This is a genomic window from Xanthocytophaga agilis (assembly GCF_030068605.1).
In the GTDB taxonomy this organism is placed as follows: Bacteria; Bacteroidota; Bacteroidia; order Cytophagales; family 172606-1; genus Xanthocytophaga; species Xanthocytophaga agilis.
Map to the genome: position 1 here is coordinate 407,621 of NZ_JASJOU010000003.1, position 20,303 is coordinate 427,923.

At 39.5% G+C, this 20,303-nt stretch carries 15 protein-coding genes; 10 read left to right on the forward strand and 5 right to left on the reverse strand.

All coding sequences use genetic code 11. The features are described 5' to 3' along the window. Positions 1-262 precede the first annotated feature (262 nt). The 5 genes from QNI22_RS12045 (at position 263) to QNI22_RS12065 (ending at position 8,152) form a co-directional block, all read left to right on the forward strand. Positions 263-919, forward strand: a complete 657-nt coding sequence (locus QNI22_RS12045; RefSeq protein ID WP_314510882.1) for a hypothetical protein — start codon at positions 263-265, stop codon at positions 917-919. A gap of 72 nt (positions 920-991) precedes the next feature. Further along, a complete protein-coding gene (locus QNI22_RS12050; RefSeq protein WP_314510883.1) occupies positions 992-2,155 on the forward strand; it encodes an AAA family ATPase in 1,164 nt (387 codons plus the stop codon). Positions 2,156-2,209: 54 nt separating this feature from the next. Beyond that, positions 2,210-2,929, forward strand: coding sequence for a hypothetical protein (locus tag QNI22_RS12055; RefSeq protein WP_314510884.1), 720 nt, complete (start codon positions 2,210-2,212; stop codon positions 2,927-2,929). Continuing rightward, positions 2,916-5,315 (forward strand): hypothetical protein, encoded by a 2,400-nt coding sequence (locus QNI22_RS12060; RefSeq protein ID WP_314510885.1) that lies wholly within the window; start codon positions 2,916-2,918, stop codon positions 5,313-5,315. The genes QNI22_RS12055 and QNI22_RS12060 overlap by 14 nt, the downstream gene beginning before the upstream one ends. Continuing rightward, positions 5,312-8,152: a hypothetical protein gene (locus QNI22_RS12065; protein ID WP_314510886.1), complete on the forward strand. Its 2,841-nt coding sequence runs from the start codon at positions 5,312-5,314 to the stop codon at positions 8,150-8,152. The genes QNI22_RS12060 and QNI22_RS12065 overlap by 4 nt, the downstream gene beginning before the upstream one ends. A gap of 128 nt (positions 8,153-8,280) precedes the next feature. Here QNI22_RS12065 and QNI22_RS12070 read toward each other — a convergent pair whose 3' ends face one another. Beyond that, entirely contained in the window at positions 8,281-9,138 is an 858-nt protein-coding gene (locus QNI22_RS12070; protein ID WP_314510887.1) for an AraC family transcriptional regulator, read from the reverse strand. Positions 9,139-9,231: 93 nt separating this feature from the next. Here QNI22_RS12070 and QNI22_RS12075 point away from each other — a divergent pair, with 93 nt between their 5' ends. Beyond that, entirely contained in the window at positions 9,232-10,185 is a 954-nt protein-coding gene (locus QNI22_RS12075; RefSeq protein WP_314510888.1) for an NADP-dependent oxidoreductase, read from the forward strand. A 123-nt stretch (positions 10,186-10,308) separates the two neighbouring features. Here QNI22_RS12075 and QNI22_RS12080 read toward each other — a convergent pair whose 3' ends face one another. Beyond that, a complete protein-coding gene (locus QNI22_RS12080; RefSeq protein WP_314510889.1) occupies positions 10,309-11,985 on the reverse strand; it encodes a carboxylesterase family protein in 1,677 nt (558 codons plus the stop codon). Positions 11,986-12,043: 58 nt separating this feature from the next. Next, entirely contained in the window at positions 12,044-13,597 is a 1,554-nt protein-coding gene (locus QNI22_RS12085) for a carboxylesterase/lipase family protein (RefSeq protein ID WP_314510890.1), read from the reverse strand. A 226-nt stretch (positions 13,598-13,823) separates the two neighbouring features. On the opposite strand from QNI22_RS12085, the gene QNI22_RS12090 reads away from it, so the two are divergent. Next, the gene (locus QNI22_RS12090; RefSeq protein WP_314510891.1) at positions 13,824-14,600 is read left to right on the forward strand and encodes an NUDIX hydrolase; all 777 of its coding nucleotides are present in this window, start codon (positions 13,824-13,826) and stop codon (positions 14,598-14,600) included. A gap of 55 nt (positions 14,601-14,655) precedes the next feature. Here QNI22_RS12090 and QNI22_RS12095 read toward each other — a convergent pair whose 3' ends face one another. Next, positions 14,656-14,826 (reverse strand): hypothetical protein, encoded by a 171-nt coding sequence (locus QNI22_RS12095; protein ID WP_314510892.1) that lies wholly within the window; start codon positions 14,824-14,826, stop codon positions 14,656-14,658. Between the two features lie 464 nt (positions 14,827-15,290). Here QNI22_RS12095 and QNI22_RS12100 point away from each other — a divergent pair, with 464 nt between their 5' ends. Further along, positions 15,291-16,727: a sulfatase family protein gene (locus QNI22_RS12100; RefSeq protein WP_314510893.1), complete on the forward strand. Its 1,437-nt coding sequence runs from the start codon at positions 15,291-15,293 to the stop codon at positions 16,725-16,727. Between the two features lie 228 nt (positions 16,728-16,955). After that, complete coding sequence (gene chrA / locus QNI22_RS12105) at positions 16,956-18,290, forward strand: chromate efflux transporter (protein ID WP_314510894.1); 1,335 nt, start codon at positions 16,956-16,958, stop codon at positions 18,288-18,290. Positions 18,291-18,355: 65 nt separating this feature from the next. On the opposite strand, the gene QNI22_RS12110 is transcribed toward chrA, so the two are convergent. Next, complete coding sequence (locus tag QNI22_RS12110) at positions 18,356-19,060, reverse strand: hypothetical protein (protein WP_314510896.1); 705 nt, start codon at positions 19,058-19,060, stop codon at positions 18,356-18,358. Positions 19,061-19,318: 258 nt separating this feature from the next. On the opposite strand from QNI22_RS12110, the gene QNI22_RS12115 reads away from it, so the two are divergent. Next, on the forward strand, positions 19,319-20,281 hold the full coding sequence (locus tag QNI22_RS12115) for a polysaccharide deacetylase family protein (protein ID WP_314510898.1): 963 nt from the start codon (positions 19,319-19,321) through the stop codon (positions 20,279-20,281). Positions 20,282-20,303: the final 22 nt, after the last annotated feature.

Here is a 20,303-nt window from a genome sequence, read left to right on the forward strand (position 1 = left end):
ACGGGTAATTTATTCCGAAAATTTTATTCGTCCAACTATCAGGCTCCCAAATCTTTTTCGTTGCTTTATATCTTCTCAGAAGTAGTGTTTCTCTGTTACATCTTACAAAGGTTTTATTTCAGAAGCCATTATCTCCTTTTCCTAAACAAATCCTATTATTTTTGTATATTAAGGACATCACACCATACAAGTAGCAAAGCTGATATATTTTTAACTTTCTTAAGACGTTGTCAGACTAACTGCTATTAGTGACTATGAATTTATGAAAACAGTAACATTAACAGACTTTATTACAGACCTCACCCAACAGGGAAATGTTACTGTAAATGCAACGATAGAGCCTTTTAGTGAAATAGAAAAACAGGAAGCCTGCCAGGTTTTGGAGCAATACTATGCAACAACACTGGTAGACATACCACATACAGCACCAGCCTTCTTGCCTGAAGCTGCCTTGTGGGGAGCTATGCTTATTTATCGGGCATGTCAGTCTATTTTGTTGCGCCATCTTACAGAGAGTCAGGTTAGAACCTATCTCTTACCTTATTCAGGCCCTCCTTCAGCAGAGGCCATCTACTCTATTGATCTGACATTGCGTTTCCTGCCAGACCTCATGCATTTTGCCAAAGGTCTGTCGCCTGATGATGTACTGGTACAACTTCTGCGAAATACAGCACAATCCTGGCCGTTTTCTTCTGTAGGAGTTGATATTGAGGAAAATTCAGATCATACTACGTTTATCCGACTACACCCTTCCTTAAAATATACCTATGTGGATCGTATCATTCAGAAACGTGATCACAAACGACTCACACATCCTGAATTGTATGATCTGGTAAAGGCGGCATTGGGTATACACGCAGACCGTTTCTGGCCAGAACTCAAACATGTAACAAAAGATCTGACCCATATTGAATATTAACACAAACAGGGCATTCGTATCTATACAATCCCTGCACTATTTATTCCAAACATTATCATCCTACAAAACTTCATGGAAACCAGTACAGAAAAAGACCTTCTGCTCATTGATAAACTAAATCAGGTATTACAACACGTTAAGAACACCTTTGTTGGAAAAGATAACATTATTGATCTGATGGGAATCTGCCTGGCTGGACGTGAAAACTTATTCTTACTAGGCCCTCCAGGCACGGCAAAAAGCGCCATGGTGCGTGAATTAGCCAAGCTGCTGGATGGCAAAACATTTGAATATCTCCTTACCCGGTTTACAGAACCTAATGAACTTTTTGGGCCATTTGATATCCGCAAACTTCGGGAAGGTGATCTGGTAACCAATACAGAAGGGATGCTTCCGGAAGCCTCACTAGTCTTCCTCGATGAGTTATTGAACGCTAACAGTGCCATTCTTAATAGCTTGCTGATGGCACTGAACGAAAAAATATTTCGTCGGGGACGGGAAACCAAACATTTACCTGCTCTGATGTTTATAGGTGCCAGTAACCATTTACCAGAAGATGAAGCCTTACAGGCTCTCTTTGACCGTTTTCTGATCCGGGTTCGGTGTGATTATGTAGATCCTAAATTATTAAACGAAGTATTGCTGGCAGGCTGGCAACTGGAACGTAAATCGGTAGATAATCCTCCCAGAATTACTACTGATGAAGTAGCTCAGCTTCAATATCTGACAGCACAGGTGGACTTACATGAAATTCGTCCTCTGTATATTGATCTTATACAGAAACTACGAAATGCGGGACTTTCTGTTTCTGATAGACGGGCAGTAAAACTACAGCGGCTTATAGCTGCCAGTGCATTATTGTGTAAACGCACCAAAGCACAACCATCTGACTTTTGGGTGTTACGTTATATCTGGGACACAGAGGAACAGCAGGAAATTATAGCTGGTATCGTTAATTCTGTAGTAGAGGCAGATCCTGAAAAATCAGAATCTCATCCTCAGGCACACATCAATGCCATTCCCAATGCGGATGAGTTGTATCAGGAAGTAGTAATATTAATGGAAAAGTGGGATAAACCAGAAACCTCGTTACCTGATCGTACAGTAATTAAAGACAGGCTTCGTTATCTGAATGGACGTTGTGAATGGCTTACCAATGAAGAACAACGAAAATATGTCCAGCAAAAAATGGACGAACTATGGAAAAAGATTCTGCATACCGGGGAAAAAGCATAAACTGATTTTTTGATTCAGCAACAAGTGCAGATAACAATGCCTATTCGTTAAACTATGAAAGAGCAAATCCTGGTCTTTAACCATACAGATAAACAAACTCTGGGAGCAGTCCGGTGTATTCCCGGCTTACGCGCAGCAGAAAATGGAGATCACATATGGCTCCGTGGTATAGTTGTAAGTGAGAAGATAGACATACGCATACGGCAACTTCCGGCTTTACATACCTATTTCCTGGATGAACGAAATCGTTTGTTTCCTGCTGGTGGGGTAACGCCAACAGGTACCTTACCATCTTTATCCTGGCAACCTCTAACTACATTTATTTCAGTAGAGTTGCCAGTGTCTGTATTACCAGGGAAGTTTCAAAGACCACACATTGCCCAGCTTGTTGCCTCTGGACAGGAGAAACCAGGGGCTGCTCTACTCGTTTCTTTAGCCACCTGGAAAGCCTATGCTGAAACAGCACCTGAGATTCGCCTTCAACAGGTACGATTTGCCGTCTCAGAAAAAGAGGAGGTATTTATTATAGGTGATTTACTACCTTCCATTCCGGGTAAGGAATACTGGAGGCACAATACCTTACTAGTACCCTCCGGATATGATTTTGATCCTCCACTGATAACTGATATTATTGAAAAGAAACTTAATCCTCAAAAAGGAAATTTACTTGTATTTCATTCAAGTGACGAGTGGGAACTTATTCCACTATCCTGTTTTGTACCAGCAACCCGTAGTGCCATCCGATTAACACAAGTATCCCATGAAACTAAATAACCAGATCATTGCCTTTCAGGATTATTTCTGTCCTCCCCAGCAATATTTCTGGCACTGGGCAGAGAATGGTCAGATCATGGAGTGGCAAAATGGTACTACGATTTGCTATCGGGAAGATCTGTCAACTATCATGACTGACATACAGTTGCTGGGGCTACCTCCCTTAGGTTCAATATTGCTTGTACTGGCAGCTTGTCAGGATACCTGGTTTGCCTCAACGGCTAATTTGGAAATGTTGTATGCCGTAAAGAATGCCTTACTGGAAAAAGAAAAGCACAATCCTTTACTCAAAGATATTGATCCACTTCTGACAGGAGTAACCAATCTGCTGGACAGAATCAGTGAACTACCCAAAGAATTTCGCAGTGGCACAGCACGTACACATCTGCTCCAGGTCATCTTTGAAACATCTCAACACAAAACAACCCAACAACAGGCCAAATCACTAATCAGCGAGTGGGAAAGCGGACGGTTAGATGGGTTAATACTTTTTCAGACAACCAAATCTATCACTTGTCAGCATTTTATTGCAGATCTGAAGAATCTCTATGCGGTTTCAAAAGTTTATGAGACTACAGATCAGCTCAGACAGAAGCTTCGGACAGGGATATCGACGCTTCCGATGCCACCTGAGGTTCTTCCTCCATTGGAAGAAACCCGTACTCTACTGGAACAACTGGCAGATGATCCGGAAACAGAAAGTCTGAGCCGGCTTATCAAACGCCTGCTTGCTGTATTGCATATACCTATGCATTCACAAGATAGCAGTGACCAGCCTGTAGGTGGGGTAGCAGACATTACCAATCGTGGAAATTTTGATCGTCTTCTTTTAAGTGAACTAGCCAATGATGATATTGTACTCATGGCCCGTTTAGCCAACAATGAAGCATTATACCTTAGAAGAGAACAACCACCTACACATCAAAATCCTGAGCGGATCATATTACTGGATACAACCCTGAAACTATGGGGTACTCCACGTATTTTTGCGATGTCAGCTGCGTTGGCCTGTGTGGTTAATAATAAAGCACATGCTACTATAGAAAGCTTTGTACTGAAAGGCAAATCCTCTCTACCTATCGACCTAACGACAAAAGAAGGAGTTATAAGTGCGTTGGAGCATCTTGATCCTTCCTTACATTGTGGAGAAGCATTAACTTCTTTTCTTACTACACAAACCTTTAGTCAGGAAACAGAGAATTTCTTTATTACAACAGAAGAAACACTGAATGATCATACCTTTATAGCTCATCTGGCTACCATACGACCATTGCTCAATTTTCTGATTACGGTAAACAGAAGTGGGGAACTTCAGTTTTTTGAGTTGATCGAAGGCAGAATGAAGTTACTAAGTAAGGCAAAGCTGGATATGGAAGAAATATTATTTCCTTCTGCCAAAAAAACAAAACCAAGAACAAAGCATATATCCTCTGAATTTCCGGCATTCCTTCAGGAAGAAACCGCACCACTTCTCTATCCCTCTTTAAAAGTAAGAGTATCTCAATCTCATGCGTTTGATGTTGATCCTACAGGATTGTTGTGTGTTACCACTGATCAGCGATTGTTATATTGGTCAAAAGAAAAGACAGGAGCTCATGAATTATTAGAGTTTATTGAATCCGGAAGGTATACCTTTGGTCAAGGAGATGGCAATGTATACATTATGGTAGATAATTCGTCTGGTGTACAACTCTATTCTATCCATGGGAATCAGGTTACCCGTTTTGACTTTTCACATACAATCCAAAAAGCGGATGAAGTGCTTTTTGATCCAGAAACACTATCCAATTTTTACGTTACATTAGATACCAGCGCGTTTTGTATTAATGCCTTTGATGGAACAATCGTTTACCAGAAACCTATGCTGGATGTCATCCAGAAAATAAAAAAGTTAAAAAGTGTAGCAAAAGAACCTTATCTGAAAAATATACATCAAAGCAATCAGTCAGGCTACCATGTATTAAGTCGTGTACAACAGGTGTATATCTCTGAAGGAAGTTTGTGCGTAGGGAATCACAAACTGGCCAGGCATCAAGTTAACTCTACACTGAAGTGGGTTGACTTTAAAGGGTATCATCCTGTAGATGAGGGGATAGAAATTAAACCACCAAAGATTTCCAATCCGAATCTGAAGTTTACCAGATATACATGGCCTGATGGAAGTTCTGTAGTCTTTGATTCGCGGGGCCTCCTTCATTTACAAAGCTCTGATCGTATTATCCCCAATGTGACAATTTTATTGATTATTAACCGGCCAGTAGCCTGTTGGTCATCCGATGGGCAATGGTGTGGCAATGTTGAATTTTTACCTGATTCCACAAAAGCTATAAACTCAAATGAGTTTTATATCAAATACATTCAAACTTTTATTGATACCATTGGATGATACTCTCTCTAACCTATAACGAACATAGTCAGTATATACTGGGTGGAGCGTTTGTCCGTGGAACCACTCCGGAAGAATGGCTGACAGAAATAAACCATTGGGAGATAGATCCTGATCAACTGGTATGTTTTATCATACCCGAAAGTATACGATCTGTACATCCTGCGGGACTTTTTGTAGTATTTCGAGGTAATCAATCTGCTAAACTGCCATATATCCGAAATCCTTATGGTGCATTAGCAGAGAAACTGTTTATTCCCATTCAATCAAACTTGAGTCCTGCTATCACACCAGAAGAACTTCGTTCATTACTGGTATGGGATTATCAGGTATTTCATCCAGGTATTGGCTTCATTGGCTTTGAAAAAACAGATCAGATTGATCTGACAGATCTGATAGCCTATTCGTTTCCTATAGAAAAGGAATGGAACTTTGCCCACACCGGTGTCTCAACTTCTCCCCGATTGCAACGAATCGGATTGCAGCAAATGCAGTTGGATGAACTTATGCAATCCTTTAAAGAGTCTGTCCAAGAATCTGTAGGAAGTAAGCCTATTCAAGAGTTGGCACCTTCAGCTCAAACCCCTGTTTCACAAACTACTAGTTTCTTATTAAAGCTCCTCATTGGTATTTTAGGAGTGATTATGGGTATTATTTGGGCGATTGTAAATGCTATTTTGAGTTTATTCCGCAAACTCTCACAAGCAGATCCGAACCAACCAGCTAAACCATCTTCAACCAAAACACGATCAGGATCAAGTGGAGCAGGTAGTTCTGGTGGATCAGGAGGTGGTATAGGCGCTTCTATTAGCAAGCTGATAGGAGGTATACAAAACTGGGCATCCGAAAAGCTGGAAGATCTCCAGAAAAAAAGAGAAAGCGAATTACAACGATTACTGCGGATGTTTGACGAAAATATGGAAGAAGCTTTGAAATATGCTATTCCTCTGGATGGAAACTATCAGAATAGAGGAATGGCACCTCCATCTTCCACACTTAGTCGCAGAGATACCAACTTCAGTCTCTCTGGTTTAGGCGGAGGTGGTCCTGTAGATGGGTGGAATGTAGATAACTACTATCAGGATTTACGTAGAAAATACCAGAATGCTGCCAATAAAGAAATAGAAGCTGGTGACTTCAAAAAGGCAGCCTATATCTATGCTCATTTATTGGGTGATTACCATAGTGCAGCTAATACCCTTAAACAAGGTAAACACTTTCGTGAAGCGGCTGTTCTGTACAAAGATCATTTGAGAAATACTGCAGCAGCAGCTGAATGTCTTGAAGAAGGAGGTTTGTTTCATGAAGCCATTGATCTCTATGTAGAAATGAATCGGTTTGAAAAAGCAGGAGATCTGTATACGGTTCTGGAACAAAAAGATAAAGCAGATCAATTGTATGAACAATGTCTGGAACGATCATTACAGCAGAAAGACTATCTGGATGCCTCCCGACTTGCGCTTCATAAGCTGGAATCCCCTCAACGGACAAAACAGATCTTACTGGATGGGTGGCAGGATTCTACTCAGGCTGAAACTTGTCTGCTTCAGTATACAGATCTGGTTGCCAAAACGGAAAAAGACCAGTGGGGCAAACACATGGAAGGAATCTATCAGCAGACACCTTCTAGTAAAAGAAATAGTTTACTTAATGTACTGACCCAGACCTATCCTCAGTATAAGGATCAGGACAGCTCTGACATTTCTAAAAATATAGCTTTTACAATTATTAGTGAACAAGCGTCGGCAGGAAACACAACATCTCTAAACAAGCTAAAAACATTTGTTCCCAATGACCAATTACTGATTCCGGATACCAACCGATATATCCATCAGATCAGAACACAGCCTGTTATACCCAAACCTGCACCAACCGTATCCACTGTTCAGAAAGATACATTGGTCTCTACATTCAAACTGGTAAGTGATATTTCCTGGATTCAGGCAATTGCTTATCAGGATCAGTTTCTGGCCTTTGGTATTAAACAAAATATTCTCTATATCGCCCGCATCAGTTCAGAATTCGATATCGAGTACATTGTATGGAGTACTATTTCCAGTTCTCCAACCTATTTTAATCTGATTCATGATCCGGCATTTTCAAAATATGTTATCCTTCATACTGATTATACTCTTACTCAGAAACAAAAGGTGCTCTCTACCTCCATGCATTTTCGGGATGAAATCAGTGTGTTACATCCGTCATTTCTACCAAATGCCATACATGGGATTTGCTTTAATGAAAGTGGAGAGGTAGTTATACTGCATACTGTACATAGCAATGAAGTGCTAAGTACATATTCTATAGATGGAACCTTGTTGTCTACCAACAATACCCATCAGACCGATCAACAACCTCTTGCACTTATTCAACCGGTAAGAGAAATGATTTACAGAAAGGAGATGTATCATACAGCAGATGGTGAGTCGCTGATCCAGTTGATTCCTGACAGACATTTACGAATTGATTTAGGTTCACCTATTCGTAAAATGACTGCGACCAATCATCACACTGCCATTCGTTTTATCGTGAGTACAGAAGAAGGTTGTGTACTGATACGACATTCAATGTGGAAGATGCAGAAATCCAATGAGTTTTTTGCCAGAGGAAAGGACGTTCAGCATCTGTGTTACATTCCGGATAACTTTGTTATAGTAGCAGATTCACAAATTGTAGAGGTATATACCATTACTCAGGATAATCCTAAATGCTGCCATACGTTTGAGGTTAAGCAGCCTATTGTCTCCATCTTGCCAGCAGCAAAACGCAATCATTTTGTGGTAGTCACAAAGGCTGGAGAGATGCAGGTGCACAAAGCTAGTGCAGAGGATATATAGTGTTTGCCATCAGCTATATTTGAATAAGAGTCATCTCCAATTCTTGAAGTATCTGACTTCGTTAGAGAATTGGGGATAGCCTCTTTTTTTAACAGATAGAAAGCAAATCTACTGTCAAAAAATAGCAGCTATACAGCTATACTCCCTTTTCTATATTCTGTAGGGGTTATTCCTTTGTTTTTCTTAAAGGTTTTTGTGAGGTGGCTTTCATCCGTAAATCCGAACTCATAGGCAATTTCATTTAATCGCATATCACTATGCAGAAGCCTTACCTCAACCAATGAAAGCTTGTAGTTGATAATATATTGCTGCAGATTTTGCCCTGTATGCTTTTTAAAGTATTCGCCTATATAGTTGAGAGATATATTAAAGTGAGCAGCAATCGTTTCAGCCTTTAACCTTTCAGAATTGTAAATATTCAGGTGTATGTAGTGTAGTATATCCAGCAAAGCTGAATTATTTACCTGGGTTTTATCGGCCACATGCATGGAAATATTGCGAGCTACCACTATAATCAGTGTATTTACCAACTGCTGTACCAACTCTTGTTGCAATGTGCCCTGATTTACATATTCCTGTATAATAGCAGCAACCAGTGACCGAACCAAGGGTTTGTCAGGTACATTTCGTATAATACATCCCTGCTGATAGTTATTATTCTGGAAAATGTATTCTAGTTTCTGTATCCAACCATTCAGATTGCTGTGCTGTTCACTGGGTTTTTGTGCTCTGAAATAGATATTGTTAAAGCGAATGAACAAAAATGTGGTAGTACGTTTCACCTTGGTAAACTGTACCTCAAAAGGCATCAGAAGAAACAGATTGTCAGCATTATAGTTAAATTTATTCTGATCAATATGATAGATACCTTCTCCTTCTACAATATAGGCAAGTTCGAAAAAAGTATTTTTGTGCATTTTGATAGGGCATTCATCCACCCGCACAAACTCAATATCAAATGGCTGAAATAGATTTTGTATCTGCATACCTATAAAGATACCAGATTAACCTGAATTTTTACAAGACTCCACACTGCTATTTTCCGGAGATTTGTTTCATGAACATCTAACTATACTATCATGAAAGCAATTACACTAAAAGAAACCGGAGGCATTGAAAAATTGCAGTTTGCTGAAGTCCCAACTCCAGCTATCAATAAAGATGAAGTTTTAGTACAAGTAAAAGCTATCAGTATCAATCCTGTTGATGCCTTTGTAAGACAACATCAACAAGCACTTATTACCTATCTGCAACCTAAACCAGATGAAGACACCTTTATTCTGGGTTGGGATATATCAGGTATTGTGGTAGCAACGGGAGACCAGGTCACTCAATTCAAAAAAGGAGATGAGGTTTTTGGAATGGTAAACTTCCCAGGACATGGAAATGCCTATGCTGAATATGTGGCTGCCCCAGCCTCCCATCTGGCATTGAAGCCACAAACTATCAACCATGCAGAAGCGGCAGCCGCTACATTGGCAGCATTAACCGCCTGGCAAGCACTGATGACTTATGCAAAGGTAAAAAAAGGTGATAAGGTATTGATCCATGCTGCAGCTGGTGGAGTGGGACATTATGCTGTTCAGATTGCCAAACACTTTGGAGCTTATGTAATCGGAACTGCCTCTACTCCTAACAAAGAATTTGTACTAAGTTTGGGAGCAGACGAGTTTATTGACTACACACAGGAAAAGTTTGAAGACCGGGTACAGTATGCTGACGTAGTTATTGACTCTATTTATGGGGATCATGTACTACGATCGCTGGACACAGTTAAAAAGGGAGGTAGAGTAATTACGCTTCTTACTTTTTTTGAAGGGTCTATTGCAGACAAGGCCAAAGCAAAAGAAGTATTTACTCATCGATTGGGAGTTGTATCAAACGGAGATGATATGCAACAGATAGCCACTCTACTTGCATCAGCGGCATTGAAATCACACATTTCACACAATTATGCGTTTCAGGAACTCCCCAAAGCTCATCAGCAAATCTCTACAGGAAAAACTCAGGGTAAGATTGTTGTAAGCTTATAGTAGTTTAGGATCTCTCAAATGCTGTAACGCATCTAACAATGAAAAGAGGTGGATAGTATCCACCTCTTTTCATTACTCATTCCAACTAAATACACAAGGCATATTTTTCACTTCGTTATGTTTCTAGCGTAATGAGACTACTCCTAGGGCAGCTATCTTTTTTGCTTCTGACTCTGATGGTTTCCAGTTAGTACCAAAATATCCTTCTGCTACTACATTTCGTACAGAGTCTTTGAATAAAATAAAATCCTTAAAATCACCCAGGACACGTTGTGCGGGAGGTAAAAACGGATATCCTTCAGGTTTTAGTCCAGTCCACCAGGGCAATCCGGAGTTAACAGCTACATAGTGTTTATCAACTGGAAAAACATAAAATAATCCATGATCTTTGGCAGCAGTTGCGTTCAACTGCAAGGGTAAACGATCACTATACTTTTCAATCAGCAGATTGGTTTCCTTAGTTCCAAACAAAATCAGATTTGAACTTTCCAAATCACTGGGACGAACTTCTTTATCTGATAAGACACGTGGAAAGAACATAATTCTTCCCAAAAATTCACCCCGATAGGTAGACCAGTTTGCTGCCTGTAAAGCGATATCCTGTCGTGCTTTCAATTCTTCAGGTGTGGGATTTCCACCAGTACCATATATATAGATATGTCGGGCAGCAAAAGCTTCACTCAACGGACCTTCTTCACCTTGCTTCTTTGCACTTGCCACAGGTGTAGGCACAACACTCCATTTACCATTTTGCAGTTGCAAAGAGATAAACTCTGATGATAAGGCAGGTACTTTTATTTTTTTGTCATTAATAGTAATAGCTAATGGCTTGCCAGCTTTTACAAATTTAGGATGACCTGTCAATGTAAGAGTGAAAGCATCCAATGCAGATGTTTTAATCATCAACTCATTTGGTGCTGTAAACCTAGCATCAATACTAGCCAGTGTTCCCGGAGTAAACTGATCCAGTCGCACCCAATACGCACGATTGTATTTATACTGTCTGGTAGCAAAACGAACCTGGCCTGGAAAACGATTGCGTTTAAACTGATCAAACCAGCCAAAAATAAACTCATCCTTATATGCTCCAACCCAGCTATCGTGTTGGACACCCGGAAACTCTTTGTATTCCACTTTTGTACCCAGTTCAGTTAACTTTTTTACCCAGTCACGAGTTCCTGCTACTGGCACTACCGGATCAGCATCTCCATGAAAGAAATGGACTGGAAAGTTCAGCGCATTCATAGCTAAATCTTGCGTTCCTTTGGGTGGTGCAGGACAAACCGGAGCAATCGCAGCCCAGATATCCGGACGACTAAGTCCTATCCAAAGTGTTCCTCCTCCTCCCATAGACAAACCTGTAAGATAAACACGGTCTTCATCAATGCTGAATCTTTTCTTTGCATCTGCCAGAACATCATACACATCATTTTCAGGAATGCCCTGATATCCTGCAGTACCTCTTGCGTAAGGTGATACTACGATATACTCAACATCTTTCCATTCCGGAAAAGAAAGGCTTGCTTCTACATCTGTCTCACCAGGCGCATTACTTTTTCCAAATACTCTACGTAATTCAAGACGGTGATTCGATCCGGCGCCATGTAGCATCACTACCAAAGGATATTTCTTTTGCGGATTGTAATTCTTAGGCAGATACAATCCATAAGGTTGTTCTGTGTCATCCGCATTAGAGAAGAATGTTAACACCTGAGGGCCAGACGGTAGTGTTTGTGCATATGTACCTCGTATGATTAACAAGCTAAGGATAATAAGAGAAAGCGTACGGCTAGAAGTCATATACGAATTTATGAATAAAGAATTACGTCTATAAAATATATATCCTGACTAAATTATTCTATCTCTGTAAGGAAGTCTGGTACATATCCCAGAACTCAAACTGAGTACGGGAAGGCAATTCACGCACTTTGCCTGTGTCAGACAGCTCCATTACTTGTTTGGAATCAGTAGTAAAGGCAGGCCAGATAGGTAACCCTTTTCCGTTTGGATCACCTGTTGCAGCGAAGTTTACCCAATAAGAGGACATTACATCTTCCAGCTTTCGGTCTGATTCTCTCCATGGACGATCCCATTTATGAAGAGTATGTAGGGCATACGAAATTTCAGCAGAATGGAAAGCACCATAAGATATGCCATCAGCCTTATTAGGAGGGACCTGACTGAAATAATAGAGAAAGGTTTTATTTTTACCTGATTTTGATTGTAGACTGGCCCAGGTGTAGTTTTGCCAGCCAAATACCTGATCTCTTGCAAGTTCAAACTGAGATTGTTTGGCTTCTTCATCTGTATTCCCAGGATAGGCTTTCAAAAAATCAGTTGTTTTACGGCCGTATTTCTTTTCGGCATCTTCTCTATAAGCCGTAGCACTTAATGGATTAGGGGAAGCAAATCCATCGCCGGCATTCCAGCCTGTTAATACTGGTACATCATTTTGTTTACCTGCAGCAAATGTTGTATAAATTGCAGGCAATACATAATTATCAATAACAGGCCGAAACATTCCTCCTGCTTTTATAAGTTCTTCTGCTGACCTGGCACGTAGTTCTGCGATGGAAGCAGTTCCCATCTTTTGTGCCAGCTCTAGTCCATTTTTTTCTCCATCCTCCAACTTTTGCCCAGCAGTATTCCCATTAAACATCCCTCCACTCTCAGCAATTACTCGATGAAATAACCCTTTAGCCAAAGGAGAAGCCATCAAAGCATTAACACTAAATGCTCCGGCAGATTGTCCCGCTATAGTAACCAGATTGGGATTTCCTCCGAATCCAGCTATGTTTTCTTTTACCCATCGAAGAGCCGCAATCTGATCTAACAAACCGTAGTTTCCAGATACCTGATGGGCAGATTCTTTGGTAAGTTCTGGATGAGCCAAAAAGCCTAATACCCCCAAACGATAATTTATTGTAACAAATACAACTCCTTTTCCTGCTATCTCTTCACCATCATAAATAGGAACAGAGCCGGAGCCACTCACAAATGCACCTCCATGAATCCATACTATTACTGGCAACTTTTCATTTCCGGATTTAGCGGGAGTCCACACATTCAGATACAGACAATCTTCATTCAAGGGTTCAGCAGGTGCCAGAAACTCCTGTGTATACATCATAAAAGGAACAGGTTTGGTCTGCATAGCACTTGCAGAAAAAGTATCACACTTGCGGATTCCTTTCCAGGGTATAACAGGCTGCGGCTCTTTCCATCGTAAATTTCCTACCGGAGGTGCAGCAAAAGGAATACCTTTAAACATGTGTATATATCCCTTCTGATTCTTTGTCCCTGAAATCTTCCCATCTTTTAGTGTAATAGTTGCTAGTTTAGATGTTTGTCCATATGTAACCAAACTCACAAATATGAAGAGATATAGCAGGTGTTTTGTACAGATTATCATAGAGAAGGCATTTGTTTATTAGTCGATTCTACCTGTTCATTATTATGAAATTCTATGCTAATTTATAAGGGTTAACAGCCTATTTGCAAGATCAATAACGAAACTAACACTGGTACTTTTTTTATATTATCTTGCATTATGTTACAACAACGCAATGACAGGCTTTTTCATATGAAAAACAAATACCAAAAGAATTTATTTTCTTTACATATCGATTCCCGATGCTATGAGTGAACAAAAACAATCTCTGATGAATTTGTTAGAAACAGGAGCCACCTACTATTTAAGCCATATTTCTCTCGACTGTGTTGTATTTGGATTTCATGAAAACCAGCTCAAAGTACTGCTTCTGAAAATGAAAGATAGAGATAAGTGGGGTTTACCGGGTGGATTTGTGCGTAAAGAAGAATCCGTAGAACTAGCAGCAAATCGCGTTCTAAAAGAAAGAACAGGACTAGACAATATCTTCTTACAACAATTTCATGTATTCAGCGATCCTGATAGGTCAAATAACAAAGACTTAATTGAGTCAGCAAGGAAAACAGGCATTGAAGTAACAGAGGATAATTGGTTTGCTCAACGGTTTATAAGTATAGGATTTTATGCACTCGTAGAATTTTCGCAAGTAAAACCTACTGCTGATGCAATCTCCGATGACTGCACCTGGTGGGATTTACAGGAGATCAAATCGTTGATGCTGGATCATAACCTGATTTTAAACAAAGCACTCGAAACCCTGCGACTACATTTGAATTATCAACCCATTGGTTATACGCTGCTTCCTGACAAATTCACCATGCCAGAATTACAGAAGCTCTATGAAACTATTCTGGGCAAAAAGCTAGACAGAAGAAACTTTCAGCGAAAAATAACCGGATATGGCATACTCAAACGATGGGAAGAACGTAGAAGTGGTGTAGCACACAAAGCCCCTTATTTTTACAGCTTCGATACAGAAAAATACAAACAAGCTTTGCAAGAAGGACTTGACGGAGGTTGGTGAGCACAGGATCACACTATTTATCTGAATAAATAATGTGATCCTCCAATGTCTTTAATTATGGATTAGATCTACGAGTAAAGAGATAAATGACAACACCAATAACTAAGGCTACCAATATAATTCCAGTCCAGAAACCTGCTTTAAAGATTCCTCCAATTACAGAGCAACTGCTCATAAACAATACAAAGGCAAACACCCAAACAATATTCCATCCAAACAATTTCATAAATATATTGAGTTAGAGTAAATGAATTACATGATCAGAATCAATAGGATAAAATGTCATGCCAGCAAATGAAAATAGGAAGTTGTTTACTACAACCGAATAAGTAAAACTATCACTAGTTTTCAGAAGAGTTTTAAAATTTGTACCTATTTCAGTCTAATCCCTGTTATTAATCGTATATAAGATGGATATACGATTAATAACAGGGATTTATTCTTTGTGATTATTGTATACGTTACAGAAAACAAATAAAATGCTTGGAATTTTAGTAAAATTCAAAAATATTTGTCTATAGAATTAGTATAGATATTATAAGCTTTGATTTATATACCACCGCTAAATCAGAGACATGACTCAGTACAGACAACTCTGTATGTCATTAAAAGCTTTCTGAGTCGAAACATTTATAGCAAGCAACCTCATCTGTAACAAATTCATTTACTTCTTTTTAGACCAAACTTTATATGAGTTCACGAATCATTCTGACCTCTTCTTATACCAGTATAGCTTTGTTTTTCACAGGTATTTTTCTTTCAGTATATAAAGAAAAGCCTAAAACTAACGTATCAGAAAATGTTGTAAAAGCTGCTCAACCCAATATTGTCCTCATACTGGCAGATGATCTGGGGTATGGAGACATAGGGACTTATGGAGCTACAGATGTTCGCACTCCACATATTGACCAGTTAGCTACTCAGGGGATTAAATTTACTTCATTCTATACACCTTCACCGGTATGTTCTCCCACACGGGCAGGTTTGCTTACAGGTCGTTATCCCTGTCGCATGGGGATTGATGGGGTATTTTTCCCAGAAAGTTATACAGGCATTCCAGCTTCGGAGGTTACCATTGCTGAGGCTCTGAAACAAAAAGGATATTCAACAGGAATAGTTGGAAAATGGCACTTAGGGCATCACCGTCAGTTCTTGCCTTTACAGAATGGCTTTGATTATTATTTTGGTATTCCGTATAGCAATGATATGCAGGGAGTAGTATACCTGAGAAACAATGATGTAGCTGAATTTAAAGTTGATCAGCATTTGACAACAAAAACGTATACCCAGGAAGCAATTCAATTCATTGAAAAGAATAAATCCAAACCGTTCTTTTTGTATCTGGCTCACAGTATGCCTCATGTGCCTCTATATGCTTCTACTGAATTTAGTGGGAAGTCGAAACGAGGTCTGTATGGAGATGTGATTGAAGAACTGGACTGGAGTGTTGGAGAAGTTGTAAAAACTTTGAAGAAAAACAATCTGGATCAGAACACGCTGGTAATCTTTACGAGTGACAATGGACCATGGCTAGCTTTTGATACAGATGGAGGTTCGCCCGGTGTTTTACGAGAGGGAAAGCAAACAACCTTTGAGGGAGGACAACGTGTTCCTTTTGTAGCATATTATCCTTCATTGATCAAAGCCGGACAGGTTAATGATCAGCTTGCCACTATGTTTGACCTCTTTCCTACCTTTTTAAGCCTGGCCGGCTCACCAGATTATAAGTCATCTAATCCGCTACCACTAGATGGAGAGGACATTACTGCTGTACTGGCAGGTAAAGCAAATCGCAAAGGGAACGAATTTCTCTATTATTACAATGGTCAGATACAAGCTTACAGAAAAGGAGACTGGAAGATAAAATTTCCTTACAAAGGAAATAAAGGGATTCAGGGTGTAAGAGATGTAGCCCCACATGATACGCTGCTCTTTAATCTGAAAGAAGATATTGGAGAGAAAGCAGATCAGTTTAAAGCACATCCTGAAAAAATAGCCGATTTGCTCAAATCTTTCTCAGAATATAAATCCAAAGTTAGAGCAGTTCCTACCCTTGTCCAGCGAATGCCAGCAGATGACAGTCATGTGATACGTTATAAACAACGTAAGGGCCTTGCAACAAACTAATATATACTTAGTGACTCTCTAACAGATTTGACATAAAACGTTTAGACCAATTAACAGGATAAAGCATAATCAAAAAACTGTCTTTTCATCCTTTCATAATTAACTTCAAAATAAAATTATATTGGCAGTAATAGCCTGAGAAAAAAATATGGAAATCACTAAGTTTAAGACAGGGATGCAACAACATCCCTGTTTTGCTTATTTCTATGTATTAATTCATTTGTATCAATGCCCAAACCGCTTAATTCACTATCTTATCCCTCATTTCGCGAAGCTTTTCTGTTCTGGCTCAAACTTGGCTTTATCAGCTTTGGTGGACCAGTAGGGCAAATCGCCATCATGCATAACTTTGTTGTAACGCAGAAGAAATGGATTTCAGAAGGCCGATTTTTACATGCACTCAACTACTGTATGTTATTGCCTGGCCCTGAAGCTCAGCAACTGGCAACCTATATTGGCTGGTTGCTTCATGGAACACGGGGTGGACTAGTAGCAGGGATTTTGTTTGTCCTTCCATCTGTCTTTTTTCTGTTAGGACTTAGCATCTTATATGTTGTCTATGGTACTATCCCTTGGGTTTATGCTCTTTTTTATGGATTGAAGCCTGCAGTAATAGCTATCATAGTAGTTGCCCTTGTTAAAATTGCTCACAAATCACTATTAGGACCGTTATATTATGCTATAGCTATTTGCAGCTTTATTTGTATATTTTTTCTTATTATCTCCTTCCCCTATCTCATTCTTATTGCAATACTGATAGCATGGATATGCCAGAGATGGTTTCCATATCTCCTGAAGTCTTATCAGGACGAGATTCATCTGGATATAGAAGAGGATCAATATTTGATCAATCAAAATACAACTCCAACTGTTACTTCTTTTCGCGTTAAGCATTTTTTATCTCAGGCACTAACTGGTATATTCTTATGGGGGTTGCCAATGATTATTCTCTATTACACAAGTGAAGATTTTCCTTTCTATTGGCAGATAGCTGTATTTTTTACGAAGGCAGCATTAATCACATTCGGGGGTGCCTATGCTGTACTTCCCTATGTAGCACAAATCACAGTTGAACAGTTCCACTGGTTATCTGGTAACCAGATGATTGATGGACTTGCCCTAGGAGAAACAACTCCAGGACCTTTGATCATGGTTTTATCATTTGTGGGTTTTCTGGCTGGATATAATCATTCTGATGGATCTTTGCTTACAGCTACCAATGGGTTAGTATTAACCACTTATTACACTTTCCTACCCTGTTTCTTATTCATACTTATAGGAGCCCCACTAGTAGAAAAAACACGTCAAAATCCCAAAGTCAAATCTATGTTGGCATTGGTCACCGCAGCAGTGGTAGGTGTCATCTTAAATCTAACTCTCACATTTTCTCAATCTGTCATCTTCCCGGAGGGATTCAAGATCTCAGTTATCAATTGGTTTGCCTTGGGTTGGGCTATTTTGTCATTTGTAGTATTATCCAAAAAACTATTGGGAATGATTTCCTGGATTGGTATCAGCGCCCTGGCAGGCTTAGTACTTTATCTGAGTGGACTTATAAGATGATATAATCTATAAATCAAAAACAGCTACCTGATGGACAAGCAGCTGTTTTTGATTAGAATCTGGTATTATACATCCGTTTCCCGATCCTTATTCTTCCATAAACGAAGTTCATCTCCAACTGGACGTTCTATAATACGACTACGTGAACGACGCTGTATAGTTGTGTCACTTTGTGCTGGTTGATCCATGGTATTATCTGAATCTTCACTGCTATTAATCGTACGGGTTGTGTCTGCAAACGAACCAATTCTATCATCCAGATCACCCCCTACTGGGTCTTGGAATGTTCCGGTTTTTATACGGTCTTCATTCGCTCTATCTCCATATTGAGTCACAGAATCAGTCACAGTGCCTAGCTGATTTTCAGAACCTGCAGTATCTGTCCGACCGATAGTAGTTCCTCCTGTAGTGATGGTATTGGTTACGATAGCCCGTTCATCTACATCTATTGCACCACAATCATCGAGAATATCCGCCACATCTTCAGCCTGATCTTCAGAAGAAGTATACACAGTTACTATTGATGTATTCTTCGCAACCTCAGAATATTTATAGGCTTCGTCTTTTCCGTTAAACAATGATTTAAAGAAGTTGCTGACAGTCTCACCGAAACCAGCATTTTCATTTTCACTCCAATCCGAACTACTATTTTGCTCAGATCCATACGAAATATCTATATTATGACGGTCAAAACCATTTTCAACCAATTCCTCCACGGCATTTTGCGCCTCTGAGGCAGTATCAAAAATGCCAACTACAGTATGTGCCATGTTCTTTAATTTAAGTTTTATGTATTCTCAGCATGTAAAAGTATTTTCTTTTACATCTTTGTTGTACAAATAGTATAGAATTACATACCAACTACATAAAACACAGATTATCAAACACTTAATAAACAAACACAAAATAATATGTCCGAAAGCTTCTACATAGTCAAGGAGATAATTCTACAGCTCCCGTACTAGTTTATATGTCTTAGTTATATTTTATGTATTATTGGTTCAAAACAATTTATCTCTATTTTTCCGATGTTTCGCATCTCTATCACTACTCTTCTATTCATCGCCTTATATATTCATAGTTATGGACAGATTACTGCCTATCAGGTATTTTATGGAGTGACCAATTCGGAACCACAACAAATCATTTTGCGTAAATGGCAACAAAACAATCAGCAAATGTATCTTCTTCTTAATCCCTATACTCTTGAAACATCTGCCCGACAGTTACCCACCAATACGATTCAGAAAGATTCATGGAATGAGATCGAAAATTTATTTCAGCACACCCCGTATATAAAAGCCCTTCATCAGGAAAAAGGAAGAGATTCTAATCTCCAGGATGCAGGTATACAACGCACAGATACCACAGAACGTGGATTTAGCCTAACGATAGATCTTTGTCCATCTTCCAAGCCTCTTGCCCGTTCATTTTTTGAACAACTCATTACTGCATTTGAACCCGAAGAAAAGCCTATTCCTATCACTATTACAATCACAGGTGTATGGATACAAAAACATATGCAGGACTTAGCTTATCTGAAAGATCTTGTGAACAAAGGCGAACTGGATATTACATGGGTTAACCACTCCTATCATCACTATTATAGTCCTTCCAAACCTCTTCCGGTTAATTTCCTGCTTGCGCCAAATACCAAGATCTCAGATGAAGTGCTCCTAAATGAGCAGTATATGCTTGAAAATGGTTTAACCCCTTCCATATTTTTCCGGTTCCCCGGCCTAATCTCTGATAAAGCCATCTTTGATCAGGTACTTGCCTTTGGCTTACTTCCTATTGGAAGTGATGCATGGCTGGCAAAAAAACAGCAACCCAAACAAGGTAGCCTCGTACTTGTCCATGCCAATGGCAACGAACCTGTGGGGCTGAAAGACTTTATACAGATGATTAAACAAAAGTCGAATCTGATCAGAAAGAAAGCATGGCTTATTTATGAACTGCCTATCAGCATAGTAAACTTCGAAGGACGATAATAATCAATCAATTTTCAAGTTA